A 19,689-nucleotide genomic window follows, 5' to 3' on the forward strand; every position below is an offset into this window, starting at 1 on the left:
CCCCCGAGGATATTTGCGGCCAGAAGAAATCAAGCGCGCTCGATTGCAATGGCCGTGCCTTCGCCGCCGCCAATGCAGATGGCGGCGACACCGCGCTTCACATCACGTTTTTCCATGGCATTCAGCAGCGTGACGATGATGCGCGCACCCGAAGCACCGATGGGATGCCCCAATGCGCAGGCGCCGCCGTTGACGTTCACGATCTCATGATCGAGCGCCATTTCCCGCATAAACGCCAGTGGCACCACGGCGAAGGCCTCATTCACTTCCCACAGGTCCACGCTCTCCTTGGTCCATCCAATCCGGTCGAGTAGTTTTTGTGCGGCGGGCACAGGCGCGGTTGTGAAGAGACCCGGCGCCTGTGCGTGACTGGCGTGACCGATGATCCGCGCGCGGGCGGTCAGACCCTGCGCCGCGGCGGTCTCTTCCGCCGCCAGCACCAGTGCCGCCGCGCCATCGGAAATCGAGGATGAGTTTGCCGCCGTGACCGTGCCGCCCTCGCGAAAGGCCGGTTTCAACTGTGGGATCTTGTCCGGTCTGGCCGCCGCGGGCTGTTCATCCGCCGTGATCGTCATGCTGCCCTTGCGGGATTTGACCTCAACCGGTGCGACCTCATGATCAAATGCACCGGTGGATTGCGCCTCCAGCGCCCGGGACAGCGAGGCCAGTGCATAATCATCCTGGACCGCGCGGGTGAATTGAAACCGTTCTGCGCAATCTTCGGCAAAGGTGCCCATCAAGCGGCCCTTGTCGTAGGCATCTTCCAGACCGTCCAGAAACATGTGGTCCACGACCTGACCATGACCCAACCGCGCCCCACCGCGCATTTTCGGTAAGATATAGGGGGCGTTGGTCATGCTCTCCATGCCGCCTGCAACCATCACATCCGTCTGTCCCAGTGCGATCTGATCAAAGGCGATCATCGCCGCTTTCATACCCGACCCACACATTTTATTCAGTGTGGTTGCCGGAATATCTTCGCCTAATCCAGCCTTGAAACCTGCCTGCCGCGCGGGTGCTTGACCTTGACCGGCGGGCAGGACACAGCCCATCAAAACCTCTTCCACCACGGCAGGCCCGGCCTTTTCGATGGCTGCCTTGATCGCGGCGCCGCCCAAGTCAGAGGCATCCAATGCCGTAAAATCTCCCTGGAAGCCACCCATCGGTGTGCGGGCCGCCCCGGCTATCACGACTTGGCGCATATGAAGGTCTCCTTGATGCCTAATAGTTTCGTAAGACTTGCCCGCTAGACAAATCCGAAACGAGTCATGAGGCTATATAATGCAACTCGCCACCAAAACAGAAGAAGCACTGCGCATCGTCTCTGTACAGGAAGAACGGATTGATGCGGCTGTGGCGCTTGAGTTCAAGGACGCCATGCGGGTCGAAACCGATGGTGGGCCTGATACCGTGGTTCTTGACCTCAGTATGGTCGAATTTATCGATTCCAGCGGGCTGGGCGCAATTGTCGCTGCGATGAAACATCTCGGAACCGAGCGAAAGATGGCGCTGGCCGGGCTGACGCCCACCGTCGAACGGGTTTTTCAGCTGACCCGCATGGATACGGTTTTCAGTGTGTTTACCACCGTTGACGGTGCGCTCGCTGAGTTGCGGCATTGATGGTTGAGCAGGAGAGGTTCGAACACATGAGCATACTGCCCCCGTTCGATTTTTCGGTTCAAAGCAGCGAATTGGCGGTGCGCGAAGCGCTGCAAAAGCTCCTTGATGCGCTTGGGCCTCTGGATTTGGGCGTTGAAGAGGCGGGCACGGTCGAGTTGGTGCTGGCAGAGGCGCTAAATAATATCGTCGAACACGCTTATCCGGACCAGAACACGGCAGGACAGATCGCGATCTCCTGCAAACATCTTTCCGATGGGCTTCACTTTAAAGTCGTCGATCAGGGCAAAGAGATGCCGGACGGGCAGGCCCCGCTTGGCATGCAAGCATCGCTCGACGTCGATCTTAACGATTTGCCAGAGGGCGGATTTGGTTGGTTCCTCATTCAGGATTTGGCGAAAGACGTCTCATATCAAAGAGTTGGCTCCGCCAACCAGCTTTCAATGCGCTTGGCTGTTGCCCTTCAAAGCTAGGGGTCGTGTTAACACCCACGGCAGCCGGGCCTTAATTCTTCCGTAATAATTCTCCAAAGCGCCGCGTTACAATCATATTAACGCCTTGATCCACACGCATAACTGAGCCTGTAGCTGCATATAGCTTCCCTCGGCGCTGCGTGTAATAGCCCCCACCCAGTGCGCGGCGTCGAGGATCTTACATCCCCCAAATTTCCAAGCAGAATCGCGCCGCCATGGACTTTGCCGTGCGCGTGGTTAGGGTGCAGCGAGATAAGCTGCAAAGGGGTCGCTCATGCGCGATTTTCATTTTCCCGGGCGCTCGCCCGTTCTTGCAACAAACGGCATGTGCGCGACATCCCATCCCCTGGGCGCAAAGGTTGCCATCGACATTCTTGAACGGGGCGGCAACGCAATGGATGCCGCGATTGCGGGTGCATTGGTCCTGGGCATCTGCGAACCCCAGATGACCGGTATCGGCGGGGATTGCTTTGTGCTCTGGCACACGGGCGACGATGACATTCAGGCCCTGAATGGGTCGGGGCGGGCACCGGCGGCTTTGGATGCTTCCGATCTACGTGATGCAGGCGAAACCACGGTACCGATCCAAAGCGCGCATTCCGTCACCATCCCTGGTGCGATTGATGCGTTTTGCCATCTGTCTGAAACGGTCGGTAAACTTGGCCTTGATGCGATTTTTTCCCCAGCAATCAAGGCGGCGGAGACAGGCGTCCCTGTAGCGCCGCGTGTCGCCTTCGATTGGATCCGGGACGAATGTGTCCTTCAGGGAAAGGCACGGGAATACTACCTCGTGAACGGTCAGGTGCCAAAAACCGGCCAGATATTTCACGCCCCCGGTCAGGCCGCCGTGCTGCAACGGATCGCAGATAAAGGGCGCGAGGGCTTCTATGCGGGCGAGATCGCCGAAGACATGGTCCAAACGCTCAACGCTCTGGGCGGACGGCATACGCTCGACGATTTCGCACAGGTCAGCTGCACGCCCACCACGCCGATTTCGGGCAGCTACAAGGATATCGAGATCGTCGAACATCCGCCGAACGGTCACGGCGCCACCGCTTTGTTGATGATGAACATCCTGTCGCAGTTCGATATCGCAAGCATGGATCCACTGGGCAGCCAGCGCACCCACCTGGAGGCAGAAGCCGCGAAACTGGCCTATGACGCGCGCAATCGCTTCCTTGCCGACGCCGATTATGTGACGCGTCTCGATCACATGCTCAGCATGGACACCGCCAAAGCACTGGCCGGGTTGATTGACCCTAAAAAGGCCATGGCAAATGCGACCAGCATTTCCGAAAACATCCACAAGGACACGATCTACATCACAACAGTTGATCGTGACGGCATGTCCGTTTCGCTGATTTATTCGATCTTCAATGGGTTTGGGTCAGGCATTGCGTCCGACAAATTTGGCATTCTGTTCCAAAACCGAGGCTCCGGCTTCTGTCTGGAAGCGGGTCATCCCAACGAATTGAAAGGCGGCAAACGCCCCATGCACACGATCATACCGGGCATGGTGCGCAAGAATGGCAAGGTCATCATGCCATTTGGTGTCATGGGAGGCGCGTATCAGCCTGCGGGTCACGCCCGATTTGCCTCAAACATCGCGGATTTTGGTATGGACCCGCAAACAGCGATCGATCTGCCGCGGGCTTTCTCCGACAACGGGGACATGAAGGTCGAGCGCGGGTTCTCGGACCAGGTGCGGCAGGATTTGAGCGATATGGGGCATAACGTCAGCATCCCGGATACGCCCATTGGCGGCGCGCAGGCCATCTTGATCCGTGACGATGGGGTTCTCGAAGGTGCAAGCGATCCGCGCAAGGATGGATGCGCTTTGGGCTATTGACCCCCATCAGCCGAAAGCCGCCTCAATTCAGCTGGAAGTGCAGCGGGTAGGTCCCGTTTTGAAACGGACCGAATAGATCGGCAATATCGGGATGATCCACAGGTTCGCCCGAATAGTCCGCGATCAGGTTCTGCTCCGATACGTAGGCGACGTAATAGCTTTGCTCGTTTTCGGCCAGCAAATGGTAATAGGGCTGGTCTTTTATCGGGCGGCTGTCTTCGGGAATGGCCTCATACCACTCCTCGGTATTCGCAAATTCGGGGTCGACGTCAAAGATCACACCGCGGAAGGGGTGCTTCTTGTGGCGGACCACCTGGCCCAAATGATATTTTGCACGCGTTCTTAACATTACAAACAAGCCCCTTACCGAGCGATTTTAACCGCTTCAAGAGGTATTTGTCCAATCACAGCCGCCGATTTGAAAGAAACAGTTTGTGAACGCCGGGCAGACAGTACCGTTTCAAGCGCGATGGCGCCGCATTATTGGCTAACACCCTCAAAAACCGAGTTTGAACCGTCAAAGTTTAGAAATCATGATTTCCTAGACCGGCTTTTTCGGCTAAACTGCTTCAAAACATATAAAAGAAGCGAGAGGCAGATGAGCAGAACTCTTCGCGCTATGACACTGGTTCTTTTGGTCGCCTCTTGCGGGGGCGGGCAAGGAAGTGCGCCGCGTCACCTCGACGATGCGTGCAGAATCGCCAGCGAGCGCCCCGAATACCTCAAGGCATTCCGCAAGACGGAAAAGAAATGGGGCGTGCCCGTGCACGTTCAGATGGCGACGATCCATCAGGAAAGCAAGTTCATCTCGAACGCGCGCACACCACAGAGATACGCCTTGGGGGTGATCCCGATGGGTCGTCAGTCTAGCGCCTATGGCTATGCGCAGGCGCTGGATGGCACGTGGGACGACTATAAAAAAGCAACCGGCAAGCGTTTTGCGCGCCGGGACCGGATCAGGGACGCCTCCGACTTCATGGGATGGTACATGGTCACCAGCCGCTCCAAGAATGGCATTCCTCTCACGGACACGCGTAACCAGTACCTCGCCTATCACGAGGGCCATACCGGGTACGCCCGCGGCAGCTACAATCGCAAATCCTGGTTGTTGCAGGTGGCAAACAAGGTCGATCAGCGCGCAGGCGTCTACCAGGCGCAGTTGGCGACCTGCAACCTGCGGCGATAACCGGGGTTAACGGTCCCGGTTTCGAAGCGCGACGCTGCGATCGAACAAGGAGCTGTCGAGACTGACGCCGGTTTCAAAAGCGCCGAGAATCACAGTCGTTTGCCCGCCGTTTGCGTCATTGATGATCCACTGACGCAACTGGACCGGCGCATCGGTAAAGCTCATCTGGATGGTGCCATATTCCGCATTGTCCGGATCCTGCGCGGTCACGATGGTCGCGGTCCCGTCATAGTCATGGCCCATCACCATCCGCGCCCGATCCAGGTTCACCTGGCGGGCCAGAATCAACGACAAGGGCGTCCGGTTCAGCGGGTAGGTCTCCGGCGGTTGGTTTGATTTCTTGTCGATGATCACCACCGCATTGGCGCTGGCAACCACAAGGGCTTGCTCCGGTGGATCGTATTCAAACCGCATTTTTCCAGGACGGCTGATATAGAGCGTACCGGTGCTGATCGTGCCGTCGTCGTTGATCTGCGTGAAAGCACCCTGAGCTGTTTTGAGCCCGTTGAGATAGCTGGATATTGCGTTGAGCGACAGTTTTTCTGCTGCGGCGGGCAAGGTGGAAGCAACGTTAAGGCCAACGATCAAGGCCACCAAAATCAAGTTTTTCATCAAGGGCTCTCCGAGCGATCTACACACCATCGCACTTAGGCACGATGGGGCTGTTATGCGATATCAACCCCGGAAAATTGACCCCGATGCTGTCGCCCAGAGGTAACGCGCGGAACGCTACGCTTGTTCCGGCACCAGAATTTCGCGTTTGCCGACATGGTTTGCAGGCGACACCAGCCCCTGATCTTCCATCTGTTCTACAAGACGCGCGGCCTTATTGTACCCGATGGCCAATTTACGCTGAATGTAGCTGGTGGAACACTTGCGATCCTTGATCACAACCGCGACGGCCTGATCATAAAGCGCATCTTCTCCATCGGTATTGCCACCAAGGCCCAGCACCAGATCAATGTCGTTTTCCTTGTCGTCCGATGGCCCTTCGACAACACCCGAGACATAGTCAGGCTCGCCGTAGGCCTTCAGGTGGTTCACGATCTCTTCAACCTCCTCATCGGACACAAACGGACCGTGGCAGCGCGTGATTTTCGCACCACCGGCCATATACAGCATGTCACCCATGCCCAGGAGCTGCTCCGCGCCCATCTCGCCCAGAATGGTGCGGCTGTCGATTTTCGACGTCACCTGGAAAGAAATCCGCGTCGGGAAATTCGCCTTGATCGTCCCGGTAATGACATCCACAGACGGGCGCTGCGTGGCCATGATCAGGTGAATACCGGAGGCCCGCGCCATCTGCGCCAGCCTCTGGATGCAGGCCTCGATCTCCTTACCGGCGACCATCATCAGATCCGCCATCTCGTCGACAATCACCACGATATAGGGCAGCGCGACGGGTGTGTTTTCCTCGGTCTCGAAAACCGGTTCGCCCGTTTCCTCGTCAAATCCGGTCTGCACGGTGCGGGTGAAGAGCTCGCCCTTGGACAGCGCTTCGCGCACGCGGCTGTTGTAGCCTTCGATGTTGCGCACACCCATCTTGGACATCTTGCGATACCGCTCTTCCATCTCGCCCACGACCCATTTCAGCGCCACAACCGCCTTTTTAGGGTCTGTCACAACGGGTGAGAGCAGGTGCGGAATGCCGTCATAAACGCTGAGTTCCAGCATCTTGGGGTCGATCATGATCATCCGGCATTCTTCCGGTGTCAGCTTGTAAAGCAGCGACAGGATCATCGTGTTGATCGCCACGGATTTACCGGAACCGGTCGTCCCCGCAATCAACAGGTGCGGCATCTTGGCGAGGTTTGCGACCACCGGGTCGCCCCCGATGTCCTTCCCTAGGGCCAGCGGCAGGCGCATGTTGCTATCGCCAAAGTCACGCGCAGACAGGATTTCACGCAGCACGACTTTCTCACGGCTCTCGTTGGGCAGTTCGATGCCAATGACCGACCGGCCGGGCACGGTGGAAACCCGTGCCGACAGGGCAGCCATGGACCGCGCGATGTCGTCGGCCAATCCGATGACCCGCGACGCTTTCAAACCGGGTGCCGGTTCCAATTCGTACATGGTGACCACGGGGCCGGGGCGTACGGCGACGATCTCGCCCTTCACGCCATAGTCATCCAGCACCGATTCCAGCATGCGGGCGTTTTCCTCAAGCGCCTCGTCGCTCAGGTGCAGCCGCGGCACTTCCGTCGGGTTTTCCAATAGGCTCAGCGGCGGCAGTTCAAAGCCCGGGTGGGTATCGTCAAACGACAGTTTCGGCTGCGCCTCTGCCTTGGCCCGCGTCGAAGGCTGCACCGGTTTGCGGTTCAGCTGCTGGATCACCCGGCGCGGCTCAGCCGTCGGGATTGCGGGCGCGTCCACCTGTGGGGTTTCGACATAGGGATCGATCATATCCATGTCGTCCGGCGCGGGCGGAATGGAGGAGGCGGGAGATGCGGTCAAAGGCGGCTCAGCCCGCACCCCATCCGTGTCCAGAACCAGCGGATCGGGGCCGCGCCCCCGGCCTTTGGTCAGGGGGGCCGTTGCAGGTACCTGCACCGCTTTGCTGGTCCGCGCCCGGGATTTGATGACATCGGCGATACGGGCCCGGATCCGATCCTCGCCCGGCGCATCGTCGAAATCATCCGGGGTGTCAAATTCAACCAATTCGGGTTCGGGCATGACATCGGGCCGCTTCACCAGCCCCGGCATCCGCGAAAAAAGACCAGCCTTGGGCTCAGACCGCATGTCCTGAAACCCTGGTGCATCCTGTAGCGGTGCAACTTCCGTATGCACGGTCGCATCCGCAGCGGCCTGCGCCGCCGCCGCGCGGGCTTCTTCGCGCCGTTCAGCATGACGGGCAGACAGGTTTTGCGCCGTGCTCAGCGCACCGCTTGCGCCCCGGCCCAGCACGGCCATGATCCCGGCGTAAATCATCACCAGACCCACCAACAGGAACCGTCCGATGCGCATCAGTTCAGGCCGGGTGAAGCCGGTGACAAATGCGCCCAATGCGAGGATGCCCACGGCCATCAGAAGCGACATCAGTTTGACGGTAAAGGTCGACCCGATCGGCAGCAGGGTCAGCAGCGCGCCCATGACGGTATCGCCAAAGAGCCCGCCCAGACCAAAGCTGTGCGTATCAAGCCAATTGCCATCCGGTGTCAGGGTTGCCGCGTAAATCGACCCCAAAGCGATGGCGATGGGTGCAAAAATCAACCGCCCGATGGCCCGTTCCGCACCCTGGTGCAGCGCAAACCGCGCGCCCCAGGCCAAGAGCACGATGCCAATGCCCCAGGCGCCCCAGCCCACGATCATGAAGAGCGGGGCCGCCAGCGACGCACCGGGCCGCCCGAGCCAGTTCTGCACCGGTGCGTCGGTCGACACCATCCAATTGGGATCATCCGGCGTGTAGGAGGCGATCATCGCACAGGCCATGCACCCCAGAGCAATCAGCACAAGCCCCAGCAGTTCCTTGCCACGCTTTTCAACCGCTTCAGCCATTGAACTGTCCAACAATGGGTCTCGCCCCCGTGTTTGATATGCCATGCTCTGATCCCTCGTTAATTATTGCGCAAAAAGGCACGCGCGGATCAGTTCGATCCCACGCGCCGTTTCCGCTTTTGGGGCCACCATCGCGGCCCGAATATATCCCTGGCCCGGGTTCACCCCGTTCCAGTCCTGCGCCAAATACCCGCCGGGCAAAACACGCACGCCGGTTTCACGCCACAGCTTCACCGCAGCGGCCTCGTCATTCTCGACCGGCAGCCACAAAAAGAACCCGGCCTCGGGGCTGGCGTATCCCGGCACATTGCCCAACATCCGGTCAGCAATATCGTATTTCTCCACATAGAGACGCCGATTTTCGACAACATGCTCTTCGTCGTTCCAGACCGCGGCGGCTGCTGCCTGCAAAGGGAGCGGCAAGGGCGCGCCTGCATAATTGCGCAACTGTTTGATCTCGCGAATGTTCTCCGCCCCGCTGGCCACAAACCCTGACCGTAGTCCCGGCAGGTTGGAGCGTTTGGACAACGAATGAAAGATCACGACGCGGTTGAGGTCCACGCCCATTTCCTGTGCCACCTGCAGCGCACCCACCGGCGGCGTGTCGCGGTAAATCTCCGAATAACACTCATCCGCGAATACTTTGAAATCGTACTTCTCTGCCAACGCGATCAGCCCGCGCCAGTAGTCACGGCTTGCCACCGCCCCCTGCGGGTTGGCAGGTGAGCAGACATAGGCCGCCGTGGTGCGATTCAACACCTCTTCGGGCAGATCCACAAAATCCGGCAGATGACCATTTTCGACGGTGGCTGGCACCATGACCGGATCGGCAGCGGCGGACAGGGCTGCAATCATATAGACTTGGTAGAACGGGTTGGGCATCAAAATCGCCGGGCGCGCACCGTTCTTTGTTTCAGGACAAAGCGCCATGACGGCGTTATAGAGCCCTTCGCGGGTGCCATTCAGCGCCATCACCTGCGTCTGCGCGTCGACAGGCACGCCGTAGCGCCGGTTCACAAACCCCGCGATGGCCTGCCGCAATTCCTCGGACCCATCGTTGGGCGGATAGCTGTTAAACCCGACGGCATTCTGCGCGATAATATCGGTCACCCAGGCCGGAAATTCATGTTTGGGCTCGCCAATGGTCATGTGAATGGTGGGGCCACCCCCTTCGGACACGTCCAAAAGAGCGCGCAAACGCGGCCACGCATGTGCCGGAAGGTTCGAAAACCGCTCGGGGTACACCATCAAAACTGCCTCAGATCGGGATCATTCACGTCCCGTTTGCCTCAAACTACCCAAGGCGGGCGGCTGCGTCCAGAAAAACGCGCAGCTTTGTCGTGATTTGTGGCTTTTAGGACAATGCCTGCTCAGCGGCCGCCCCAAGCCGCAACAGCGCCCCTTCGCAATCGGGTGCCGCCATCATCATCAAGCCACAGCTCGGGACACCGGTGGGCAGGCTCAGCGCGCAAAGACCCATCAGGTTGCCGATCCGAGTGTTGCGCAGCGCCATCAGGTTTTCCGTGATGTAATAATCATGATCTGAATTCAGCCGCTCCAGGTTCGGCGGCATGATGGGGGCGGTCGGCAAGATCACGGCGTCATAGCCAGCAGTTGCGCGGTCATAGGCCATCCGCGCAGCATCAAGCGTTGCCCAGGCCGCCACATAGTCCGGGCCGGAGTGATTTTTCCCAAGCTGGAACCGCTGCAGAATTTCGCTGTACATCGCCTCCGGATTGGCTTCGATGACATCGCGCCAAAGGCCGTAAGCCTCTGATGTATAAACACAAGTACTTTGCGCGAGGGCCGTTTCGACCTCGGGGATCTCGATGTGATCGATCCGGGCGCCCGCATCCTGCAGGCGTGCCACGGCACCTTCAAATGCAGCCATGGGCGTGTCGCGCACCTCTTGCGTCGCAACCGTGTCCAGGACCGCCAGGCATCTGCCCGCAAGCGATGCCCCGGCCAAATCAAAGGGCTTGCAACCTTCCATCACCGCAGTGAGCAGATTGGCGTCCTCAATCGAGCGGCAGAGCGGCCCAACCGTGTCGAATTTCAGCGCCAGTGGCACGACACCTTCCAGGCTCAGCCGACCCGCTGTAGTTTTCAGGCCCACCAGATCGTTCCACGCGGAGGGAATGCGCACAGATCCACCGGTATCAGAGCCGATACCAGCCGCCGCCAACCCGAAGGCGACCGAGGCCGCCGCCCCGGACGACGATCCACCGGGCACAGCGCCCGCATCATTGACGCAGGGCGGCGTATCGGTGCTCGGGTTGTAGCCCAGCCCGGAAAACGCCAGCTCGCTCATGTGGGTTTTGCCCAGGCACACAAGGCCCGCAGCCGTGGCATTCTGCAAGACGCGGGCATCATGGTCTGGCACGCGATCCTTCAGCAGTTTGGACCCAGCTTCTGTGCCCACCCCGGCCGTATCAAACAGGTCTTTCCAACTGATCGGGACGCCATCCAAGGGCGACAAACGTTGGCCTGTCGCGGCACGTTCCGCCGCTGCGGCAGCCTCGGCCAGGGCGCGATCTTTGGTCAGCCGGGCGTAAATCCGGTCTTTCAACGCGTGGCCCTCAATGGCGTCCAGATAGGTCTGCGTGAGCGCCACCGGATCAATATCCCCTGCGGCAATGCCGCGCCCGAGATCAGCGGCTGTCATCTGCAACCAGTTCTGCATGTCATCTACCCCCAATATTTTGCGCGGAGGGTAGCGACGCAAGCGCGCATGGACAATCCCCCGCCCACGGTCCTATTGAGGCACATGGCATTTGATTGTGACATCGTAATCGTAGGGGGCGGCCTGAATGGTCCGGCGCTCGCTTTGGCGCTCGCAAGCGCGGGTCAGACCGTGACACTTGTTGACGCGCTGCCGATCAAGGTTCGCAAGAATGCTGGTTTTGACGGTCGCTCCTACGCCCTTGCGCTGACCTCCGCCCGATTGGTCCGTGCCCTGGATGTCTGGGACGCCCTCGAGGACGTGGCCCAACCGATGCTGGACATCAAGGTCAGCGACGGTCGGGCGGGCGAAGGTCCCTCGCCATTCTTCATGCACTTCGATCACGCGGAGATCGAAGAGGGGCCCATGGGCTACATGGTCGAAGACCGCCACCTCCGTCCCGCCCTGCTGAACGCGGTGAAGAAGGTCAAAGCCATTCGCCAGATCAGCGAAGATCAGGTCACAGGCCAGGAGGTTGATGCCACCGGTGTCACGGCGCATCTGGCGTCGGGAAAATCCGTGCGCGCCAAATTGCTGGTGGGGTGCGACGGGCGCAGCTCCGGGACAGCGCAGCGCGCCGGGATTTCGCGCACCGGATGGGGGTATGGTCAAACGGCGCTGGTCTGTGCCCTGAACCACGAATTGCCGCACCACGGCGTCGCACATCAGTTTTTCATGCCGCCTGGTCCCCTGGCCATCTTACCGCTCAAGGGCAACCGATCCTCCATCGTCTGGAGCGAAACCACCGAGAACGCCAGTCATATCAATGGTACGTCGGATGCTGACTACCTTGACGTGCTACGTCCGAGGTTTGGCAGTTTTCTCGGTGAGATTTCCTTGGCCGGTGCGCGTTTTACCTATCCGCTGTCCCTGTCACTGGCGAATGCCCTGGTGGCCAAACGCGTGGCACTGGTGGGCGATGCGGCCCATGGTGTGCACCCGATTGCGGGTCAGGGGCTGAATGCAGGCATCCGCGATGTCGCCGCGCTTGCGGATGTGATTGCAGATGCCGCGCGGCGTGGCGAAGACATCGGCTCCGCCCCGGTCCTGTCCCGTTACCAGCAGTGGCGACGGTTCGACAACACGACGCTGGCCATCGCGACGGATGCCTTCAATCGGTTGTTTTCAAATGACAATGCGATGCTACGCGGCATGCGCGATCTTGGCATGGGTCTGGTTGGAAGATTTCCGGCGCTACGCCGAAGCTTCATCCGGGAGGCCGCTGGCTTGACCGGGGATCTACCGCGATTGCTTAAAGGCGAAAAACTCTAATCCAGCGTCCTGGCCTCATCGACCAGCAAGATCGGAATACCATTGCGGATCGGATAGGCGAGATTTGACGACTGTGAAATCAGCTCCTGCTTGTCCGCGTCATACTTCAGCGTTGTGTGACTGCGCGGGCAAATCAGGGCCTCCAGCATGCGCCGGTCAAAACTGACAGCGGTTTCGCTCATTGGATCATCTCGCTCTCGCTGCCACCTCTGAGCTGGTATTCGATCAAGGTCACCAGCGTCTCGCGCCGCGTGGTCAGCGACGGCGCTTCCAACAGCGCCTGCTTATCCTCAGGGTCGAAGTCGAGCATCATCGACAGGGAATTGATCAGCAGTTCATCGTCTGCCTCTTTCAACGTGTCCCAATCGGCGGAGAGCTGTCGCGCATCGAAATATCGCTCCAGGAGCTCCATGAAACCGCTGCGCACAAAAGCCGTGTCTTTCTCTTCGGGTCCGAGGTCGCGGTCAAAGCCATCCCATTTCACATCACAGCGCCGGTAGGGCGTAAACCCTTGCACTTCCTGCACAACCCGAAACCGTGAAACACCACCCAGGGTGATCAGATAGCGCCCGTCTTCGGTCTCTGAAAACTGGGTGATCCGGCCCGCGCACCCGATGGATTGCAGACCATTCCCGCCGCGCCCCGGTACCTCATTGGGCTGCAACATACCGATCAGCCGTGTCGATGTTTTGAGCGCGTCTTCAAGCATTTGCAAATAGCGCGGTTCAAAAATATGCAGCGGCAGTCGTGCGCGCGGCAACAGCAAAGCGCCAGGCAATGGAAATATTGCAATCGTGTCAGGGAGCTCTGCGGCTTTTATCATAAAAGATCACCTAGCCCGCAGTGCGGCTCAGGCAAATATCATTGAGCTCAATTTGCGACGGCCGTTTAACATAATCGGATCGTTCGGCTTCAGCGCCTCGAATATGGTGAATAGCTGCGTTTTGGCAGCACCTTCATTCCAGTCGCGGTCCCGCCGGAACAACTCCAATAGTGCGTCAACCGCGCCTTCGACGTCGCCATTCGCATGCATGGCCTGCGCCAGATCAAAGCGCGCCTGCAGGTCATCCGGGTTGGCCTCGACCGCTTTGCGCAGGTCATCAACTGGCCCTGCACCTTCGGCCTGGCGGGCCAGCTCAAGCTGTGCATGCGCGGCTTCAAGCTCAGGCGAGGCAGAGATTTCTGCGGGCGCACCGTTCAGGATCGCCTCGGCCTGATCCAACTCGCCCAGGGCAATATGCGCGCGCACCATGCCGCCGTAGGCTGCCGCATGGTTTGGATCTTCGCCCAGAATAGCCGCGAAGGTTTGCGCGGCATCTGTCGCTGCACCTTCTGCCAACATCTCCTCGGCGGCCGCAACGGCCTCGCCCAGGGCTTCCCCCGGCGCGTCACCGCCTGCGGCTTTCACCACACGATCAACAAAGGCCTTGATCTCGGATTGCGGCACCGCGCCCTGAAAGCCGTCAATCGGCTGACCTTTGTGGAAGGCATAGACCGTCGGGATCGACTGAATTTGCAACTGTCCGGCGATCATCTGGGCCTCGTCCACGTTGACCTTGGCCATCTTCGCCGCGCCCTTGGCAGCGCGAACGGCCTCTTCCAATTGTGGTCCCAGCGTTTTACAGGGGCCACACCAGGGCGCCCAGAAATCAACAATCACCGGCGTGGTCTGAGAGGCCTCAACCACATCCGCCATGAAACTCGCTTCGGTCACGTCTTTGATTAGATCGTCGGCCGCCGGAGCGGCACCCAGGTTCAGGTCCATCATCTTGTCGTCCTTACGCTCGCGTCAGAAGTTATATGGGAGGCGGCCCGGCTTTTCAAAGGTCAAAACTGGCAAAAACGGGCGCGTGGTCGCTGGGTTTCTCCCATCCGCGCGCCGACCGCAAGATGCGGCTTGAATGTGCAGCCTGCGCAATGTCCGGACTGGCCCAGACGTGATCGAGGCGGCGCCCCTTGTCGGCCCCGTCCCAGTCTTTCGCGCGATAGGACCACCAGCTGTAAAGCCGCCCGTCCGGGATGTCCCGCCGGGTGATATCCACCCATCCGCCGGCATCCTGGGTGTTGGCCAGATGTTCGACCTCAATCGGCGTGTGGCTGACGACCTTCAGCAGCTTCTTGTGGTCCCAGACGTCGTCTTCGCGCGGGGCAATGTTCAAATCGCCAACCAGAATGGATTTCTCGGGGCGATTATCCCGGAACCAGTCACGCATCTCCGTCAGGTAATCCAGCTTTTGGCCAAACTTCTCGTTGACCGCACGATCGGCAACATCCCCGCCTGCGGGAACATAGAAGTTATGGACGGTCACGCCATTCTCAAGCTCTCCGGCAATGTGGCGCGCATGACCCAGGGAGGCGAAATCATGAGACCCGGCTTCCTGCATCGGAATCTTCGACAGGATTGCGACGCCGTTGTAGCCCTTCTGCCCGCGTGCCACGACATGGCCGTAGCCAACGGCGGCAAATGCCTCCAGCGGCATCTTGTCCACCGGGCTCTTGCACTCTTGCAGGCACAGCACGTCAGGTCCCTCCTCCGCCAGCAATTTCAGGACCAGCGCTTCGCGCAATCGGACCGAATTGATGTTCCAGGTCGCAAGGGAGAATGTCATGAGGCGGGCTCCGTGTTTCGTGTCGTGGCACCCTAACGCAGGCATAATCCATGCGCCACGCGATTCCATCGACGCGCGCCGTTTGCAGAGGATATCGGAGCTTTGGGCAAAAAAAGACCGGGCACGAAGCCCGGCCAAGTCCAACAGGGAGGTACATGCCATTACCCGGGCATGCGCGGGATCTCATCGCCAGCGAGCCTGAATTCTCGCTGATAAAATCAATATAGGCGCTAATTGGTTAATAAAAACCCAACGCTTTACGCCATCAGACGATATCCGCCTGATTCGGTCACAAGAAGGCGTGCATTTGACGGATCTGGTTCGATTTTTTGACGCAGCCGGTAGATATGCGTCTCCAATGTATGGGTGGTCACGCCGGCGTTATATCCCCAGACCTCGTGCAGCAGCACATCTCGGGCCACCACACCATCGGTTGATCTATATAGGAATTTCAGGATGTTAGTCTCTTTTTCGGTCAGACGGACTTTCTTGTCGTCCTCCGTCACCAACATCTTCATCGACGGCTTGAACGTGTAATGACCCAGTTGGAAAACGGCGTCCTCAGATTGCTCATGCTGTCGCAACTGCGCACGAATCCGCGCAAGCAACACCGGAAATTTGAAAGGTTTGCTGACATAATCATTGGCACCGGCATCCAGACCGAGGATCGTATCCGCGTCGCTGTCATGCCCCGTCAGCATCAGGATCGGGCTCTTGACCCCCTGTTTGCGCATCAAACGGCACAATTCGCGCCCGTCTGTATCCGGCAGACCCACATCCAGGATCACCAGATCGTAAAGCGCCTCCTTGGCGCGCACCATGGCATCCGCGCCATTAGCTGCCTCAAAGACATCGAAGTCCTCGGTCATGATCAACTGCTCGCTCAGCGCATCGCGCAGATCATCGTCATCGTCGACCAAGAGTATCTTTTTCAGTTGTGCCATCAGCTTTCTCCCTTTGGTGACCTAGAGATGTGGTTTCGCGCACAATCTGGCAAGCGCGCGACAAAATCTCTCACGCGCTCGTGTTACAGGACCCGGCAAATGTTTCAATTCCGGCGGAATTGGCCTAGATCAAGCGCAGATTATGCAGGCATTGTAACATCATGAACATCAGACCGGACATCACAGAACAGCTTGCACGGGCCCGGGCGGACCTGCGGATGGGCGTACCAGTGGTGCTTGACGGGCATTCTCCGGTGATCATCGCGGCGGTCGAGACACTGGATCGGGATCGGTTGTCATCGCTGATGGACCTGCCCGGTGATGCTGTTTTGGCCATTACCGTGCGGCGGGCGGAAACGCTCAAGGCGCGGGCCTATGACGGCGATCTCGCGCGTGTCGTTCTGCCCGCGGACGCCACGCTGGCCTGGGCGCATGGGATCGCGGACCCGGCAGGCGATTTGATGGCACCGATGAAAGGGCCGCTCATCTGCGCACGCGGGGGAGGTGTCGAGGGCCATCGCGCGGCGCTGCAATTGGCAAAATCCGCGCGGCTGCTGCCCGCATGTCTTGTGATCCAGATAACCGCCGGTGCCGATTTTGCACAGGAGCACGCTTTGACGTCCTTGTCTCTGGATGAGGCGCTGCCGCATTTGTCTGGGCGCAGCCCTTTGCATGAGGTCGTCAGCGCGCGCTTGCCGTTGGAGGTATCGGAAGCCGGGCGACTGCATATTTTCCGCCCCGAAGACGGCGGCGAAGAGCATTATGCCATCGAGATCGGCAGGCCCGACCGGTCCGCACCAGTGCTGACCCGGCTGCATTCCGCCTGTTTCACCGGTGATCTGATGGGCTCGCTGAAATGCGATTGTGGCCCGCAGTTGCGCGCAGCCCTCGCCCAGATGGGACAGGAAGGGCACGGCATCCTGCTCTATATGAATCAGGAAGGGCGCGGGATCGGCCTTGCCAACAAGATGCGTGCCTACTCACTGCAGGATCAGGGTTTTGACACGGTTGAGGCCAACCATCGACTGGGTTTTGAAGACGACGAGCGGGATTTTCGGCTCGGGTCCGACATTCTGACATCCCTGGGATTCTCCGCCGTTCGGCTGTTGACGAATAACCCCAAGAAGGTCGAGATGATGCAGGCCAGCGGCATTGACGTGACTGAGCGTGTCCCGCTTCAGGTGGGCGGCAACCGACATAACCATGCTTATCTGGCGACCAAAGCTGCGAAATCGGGCCACCTGCTGTGACCGCTGACGATCTGGTTCTGACGCGGATGGGGTTGCGGTTTCAGGGACAGACCTACCCCTGCACCATCGGCAAATCGGGGTGTACCGAACGCAAACGCGAAGGCGACGGTGGCACGCCGGTGGGCGTGCACCGGCTTGTTGGCATGCTCTATCGTCCCGACCGGATTGCGCGCCCGACGGATTGGGCGCTGCCCATCGGGCCACGCGACCTGTGGTCCGACGATGCGAAGGATGCGGATTACAATATGATGGTCCGTGCACCTTATTCTGCCAGTCACGAAAAGCTGCGCCGGGCGGACCCGCTTTATGATCTTGTGATCCTGACGGATTGGAACTGGCCCTATGCCGTAAAGGGGCGTGGTTCAGCGATCTTCATCCATCAATACCGCAGACCGGGCTATCCGACAGAAGGCTGCATCGCTTTATCCCGCATGCATCTGCATAAGATAGCCGGTCGTATCACCTACGGCACGCGTTTGATCGTCACAGCATAGGTGTATGGTAACGGGGTGGTTCAGGTTGCCACCCGTTCGCCGAAAATAGCGGAGCCCACACGGATATGGGTCGCACCCAGCGCAATCGCCTTCTCAAAATCGCCACTCATGCCCATGCTGAGCCCGGCGAGACCATTGCGGGCGGCAATCTTGGCCAGAAGGGCGCAGTGAAGGGAGGCCTCCTCCTCCGCAGGCGGGATGGACATAAGCCCGGTGATTGGCAGATCCATGGCAATACAGTCCTGGATGAATACATCCGCATCCGCAGGTAAGATGCCTGCCTTTTGGGGTTCTTCACCCGTGTTCACTTGGATGAACAGATCCGGGCAATGCCCCACCTCCTGCGCCAGACGCGCGAAGGTTTTTGCCAGCTTGGGTCGATCAAGAGAGTGAATGCTCTGAAACAGATCAAACGACTGCCGCGCCTTGTTTGTCTGCAGGGGCCCGATCAAATGCAGATCGATCCCATCAAACTTTTCTCGAAACGCAGGCCATTTTCCTGCCGCTTCCTGTACGCGGTTTTCGCCAAAGCACCGGTGTCCCTGCGCCAGCACAGCTTCGACACGTTCATTGGGCTGAACTTTGGACACCGCAATCAGCTTGACCGATTGGGCGGGACGACCAGCAGCGCTTTCAGCCTTGGCCACCCGATCGGCAATCTCCTGCAGTCCCATCTTCAACTCCGCTTTGTGTTTGGGGTCACAAGATAACAGCCCAGCGCAAAAGAAAAGGGGCAGACCAAAAGGCCTGCCCCAAATTCAGGTTGTAGCGTTCAACTTAGAAGTTGAAGAGCACACCAAGGTCAGCAATGGTGTTGCCGCCTGTGTCACGGCCAACCATACCTTGCAGTTTCACACCGCCACCGAGGCTGTGGTCGAAACCAAGGCCATAGGCTGTGTCAAGTGCGTCGGCACCGCCGCCAGCAACGGATGCTTCGATCACTGTGGCTGCGCCAACTGGGATCGCTGCGGAGATACCGTATGCTACGTCGTCGCCAGCTGCGTCTGTGTCACCAACGAAGAAGACCAGGTCAGCAATGCCGACCGCGCCCGACGCGGACAGAGCCCAGAAGTCGATTTCTTCTGCCACACCAACAGTTGTCTGCTCGGACATACCGTAAACGGCGCCCAGCGTCCAAGCGGAGAAGGTGTAAGCTGCACCAAGTTCGAATGTTTCGGCGAAGTCACCGTCGTCAGTTGTGACGGCTGTGTTTTCGTCGTAGTCGTCGGTGTAGCTCGCCATGACGACGAAGTCACCCATTTCGTACTTCGCAGAAACGCCATTCGCGCCTTCAGCACCAGTTGCGTACGCAGGGAACAGGCCAGCAACGTTGGCGCCCCATGTGCTGTAGTGACCTGTGTTGAATGTCAGGCCTGGCTCGAAGCCGTAGGTGTTGATCGTGGAAGCCGCGTCGGAAACACCGGAGATGTTACCAACTTCAACACGCAGACCGCCGCTTTCGATGTGGAAGCGTGGACCGTTGAAGGATGCAACATTGCTGGAACCATCGGATTCGTCGTTGTCCGACTGGATCCGCAGACGTGCGCCGAATTCGATGCCGCTGTCTGTTTCTGTTTCCGCGTCAATGTTGAGACGCATCCGGCTGTCGAGAACTGTTTCGTTTTCGTCGCCTGCTGCGCTTGTGCGGTCTTCTTGGTAGTCAAGACCGAAGCGGCCCAGACCGGAGATGTTTACCTCAGCAACGGCTACTGTGGTTGTGGCCACCAGTGCTGTTGTCGCGATGAGAATCTTTTTCATTATCTTATCCTCGGTTTCTA

General features: G+C 59.1%; 20 protein-coding genes. 7 read left to right on the forward strand and 13 right to left on the reverse strand.

All coding sequences use genetic code 11. The features are described 5' to 3' along the window. Positions 1–29 precede the first annotated feature (29 nt). Positions 30–1,202, reverse strand: coding sequence for an acetyl-CoA C-acyltransferase (locus Q1A63_RS00960; RefSeq protein ID WP_299630367.1), 1,173 nt, complete (start codon positions 1,200–1,202; stop codon positions 30–32). Between the two features lie 79 nt (positions 1,203–1,281). On the opposite strand from Q1A63_RS00960, the gene Q1A63_RS00965 reads away from it, so the two are divergent. The 3 genes from Q1A63_RS00965 to Q1A63_RS00975 all read left to right on the forward strand — a co-directional run bounded on the left by Q1A63_RS00965 (position 1,282) and on the right by Q1A63_RS00975 (position 3,939). Next, positions 1,282–1,620, forward strand: a complete 339-nt coding sequence (locus Q1A63_RS00965) for an STAS domain-containing protein (protein WP_298968499.1) — start codon at positions 1,282–1,284, stop codon at positions 1,618–1,620. A 26-nt stretch (positions 1,621–1,646) separates the two neighbouring features. Continuing rightward, positions 1,647–2,090 (forward strand): ATP-binding protein, encoded by a 444-nt coding sequence (locus Q1A63_RS00970; protein WP_298968501.1) that lies wholly within the window; start codon positions 1,647–1,649, stop codon positions 2,088–2,090. A gap of 274 nt (positions 2,091–2,364) precedes the next feature. Continuing rightward, positions 2,365–3,939, forward strand: a complete 1,575-nt coding sequence (locus Q1A63_RS00975; protein WP_299630370.1) for a gamma-glutamyltransferase family protein — start codon at positions 2,365–2,367, stop codon at positions 3,937–3,939. Positions 3,940–3,961: 22 nt separating this feature from the next. On the opposite strand, the gene hspQ is transcribed toward Q1A63_RS00975, so the two are convergent. Next, complete coding sequence (gene hspQ, locus Q1A63_RS00980; protein ID WP_298968503.1) at positions 3,962–4,288, reverse strand: heat shock protein HspQ; 327 nt, start codon at positions 4,286–4,288, stop codon at positions 3,962–3,964. Positions 4,289–4,537: 249 nt separating this feature from the next. On the opposite strand from hspQ, the gene Q1A63_RS00985 reads away from it, so the two are divergent. Then, positions 4,538–5,125, forward strand: a complete 588-nt coding sequence (locus Q1A63_RS00985; protein ID WP_298968505.1) for a lytic transglycosylase — start codon at positions 4,538–4,540, stop codon at positions 5,123–5,125. A 6-nt stretch (positions 5,126–5,131) separates the two neighbouring features. Here Q1A63_RS00985 and Q1A63_RS00990 read toward each other — a convergent pair whose 3' ends face one another. The 4 genes from Q1A63_RS00990 to Q1A63_RS01005 all read right to left on the reverse strand — a co-directional run bounded on the left by Q1A63_RS00990 (position 5,132) and on the right by Q1A63_RS01005 (position 11,303). Further along, entirely contained in the window at positions 5,132–5,737 is a 606-nt protein-coding gene (locus Q1A63_RS00990; protein WP_298968507.1) for an outer membrane lipoprotein carrier protein LolA, read from the reverse strand. A 117-nt stretch (positions 5,738–5,854) separates the two neighbouring features. Then, complete coding sequence (locus Q1A63_RS00995) at positions 5,855–8,665, reverse strand: DNA translocase FtsK (RefSeq protein WP_298968509.1); 2,811 nt, start codon at positions 8,663–8,665, stop codon at positions 5,855–5,857. Between the two features lie 18 nt (positions 8,666–8,683). Next, positions 8,684–9,865 carry an aminotransferase class I/II-fold pyridoxal phosphate-dependent enzyme gene (locus tag Q1A63_RS01000; protein ID WP_298969562.1) on the reverse strand — a complete coding sequence of 394 codons (1,182 nt, stop codon included), beginning with the start codon at positions 9,863–9,865 and terminating at the stop codon, positions 8,684–8,686. 109 nt (positions 9,866–9,974) lie between these two features. Then, positions 9,975–11,303 carry an amidase family protein gene (locus Q1A63_RS01005; protein WP_298968511.1) on the reverse strand — a complete coding sequence of 443 codons (1,329 nt, stop codon included), beginning with the start codon at positions 11,301–11,303 and terminating at the stop codon, positions 9,975–9,977. An 84-nt stretch (positions 11,304–11,387) separates the two neighbouring features. On the opposite strand from Q1A63_RS01005, the gene Q1A63_RS01010 reads away from it, so the two are divergent. After that, positions 11,388–12,614: an FAD-dependent monooxygenase gene (locus Q1A63_RS01010; protein ID WP_299630375.1), complete on the forward strand. Its 1,227-nt coding sequence runs from the start codon at positions 11,388–11,390 to the stop codon at positions 12,612–12,614. On the opposite strand, the gene Q1A63_RS01015 is transcribed toward Q1A63_RS01010, so the two are convergent. The 5 genes from Q1A63_RS01015 to Q1A63_RS01035 form a co-directional block, all read right to left on the reverse strand. Next, positions 12,611–12,796: a Trm112 family protein gene (locus Q1A63_RS01015; RefSeq protein ID WP_298968514.1), complete on the reverse strand. Its 186-nt coding sequence runs from the start codon at positions 12,794–12,796 to the stop codon at positions 12,611–12,613. The genes Q1A63_RS01010 and Q1A63_RS01015 overlap by 4 nt on opposite strands. Further along, entirely contained in the window at positions 12,793–13,437 is a 645-nt protein-coding gene (locus tag Q1A63_RS01020) for an LON peptidase substrate-binding domain-containing protein (protein WP_298968516.1), read from the reverse strand. Before Q1A63_RS01020 ends, Q1A63_RS01015 begins: the two co-directional genes overlap by 4 nt. A 27-nt stretch (positions 13,438–13,464) precedes the next feature. Beyond that, positions 13,465–14,382, reverse strand: coding sequence for a thioredoxin (trxA, locus tag Q1A63_RS01025; RefSeq protein WP_298968518.1), 918 nt, complete (start codon positions 14,380–14,382; stop codon positions 13,465–13,467). Positions 14,383–14,434: 52 nt separating this feature from the next. Next, the gene (locus Q1A63_RS01030; RefSeq protein ID WP_298968520.1) at positions 14,435–15,223 is read right to left on the reverse strand and encodes an exodeoxyribonuclease III; all 789 of its coding nucleotides are present in this window, start codon (positions 15,221–15,223) and stop codon (positions 14,435–14,437) included. Between the two features lie 257 nt (positions 15,224–15,480). Then, positions 15,481–16,167, reverse strand: coding sequence for a response regulator transcription factor (locus Q1A63_RS01035; RefSeq protein WP_298968522.1), 687 nt, complete (start codon positions 16,165–16,167; stop codon positions 15,481–15,483). A 161-nt stretch (positions 16,168–16,328) separates the two neighbouring features. Between Q1A63_RS01035 and ribA the strand changes: the two genes are divergently transcribed. Both ribA and Q1A63_RS01045 read left to right on the forward strand, forming a co-directional pair. Further along, positions 16,329–17,417 (forward strand): GTP cyclohydrolase II, encoded by a 1,089-nt coding sequence (gene ribA / locus Q1A63_RS01040; protein ID WP_298968524.1) that lies wholly within the window; start codon positions 16,329–16,331, stop codon positions 17,415–17,417. Then, a complete protein-coding gene (locus tag Q1A63_RS01045; RefSeq protein WP_298968526.1) occupies positions 17,414–17,911 on the forward strand; it encodes a L,D-transpeptidase family protein in 498 nt (165 codons plus the stop codon). The genes ribA and Q1A63_RS01045 overlap by 4 nt, the downstream gene beginning before the upstream one ends. 20 nt (positions 17,912–17,931) lie before the next feature. On the opposite strand, the gene Q1A63_RS01050 is transcribed toward Q1A63_RS01045, so the two are convergent. Both Q1A63_RS01050 and Q1A63_RS01055 read right to left on the reverse strand, forming a co-directional pair. Continuing rightward, positions 17,932–18,585, reverse strand: coding sequence for a YggS family pyridoxal phosphate-dependent enzyme (locus Q1A63_RS01050; protein WP_298968528.1), 654 nt, complete (start codon positions 18,583–18,585; stop codon positions 17,932–17,934). Between the two features lie 103 nt (positions 18,586–18,688). Further along, a complete protein-coding gene (locus Q1A63_RS01055; RefSeq protein WP_299630380.1) occupies positions 18,689–19,669 on the reverse strand; it encodes a porin in 981 nt (326 codons plus the stop codon). Positions 19,670–19,689 lie beyond the last annotated feature (20 nt).

Origin of the sequence: uncultured Roseobacter sp., assembly GCF_947499265.1 — a bacterium.
GTDB lineage: Bacteria > Pseudomonadota > Alphaproteobacteria > Rhodobacterales > Rhodobacteraceae > Roseobacter.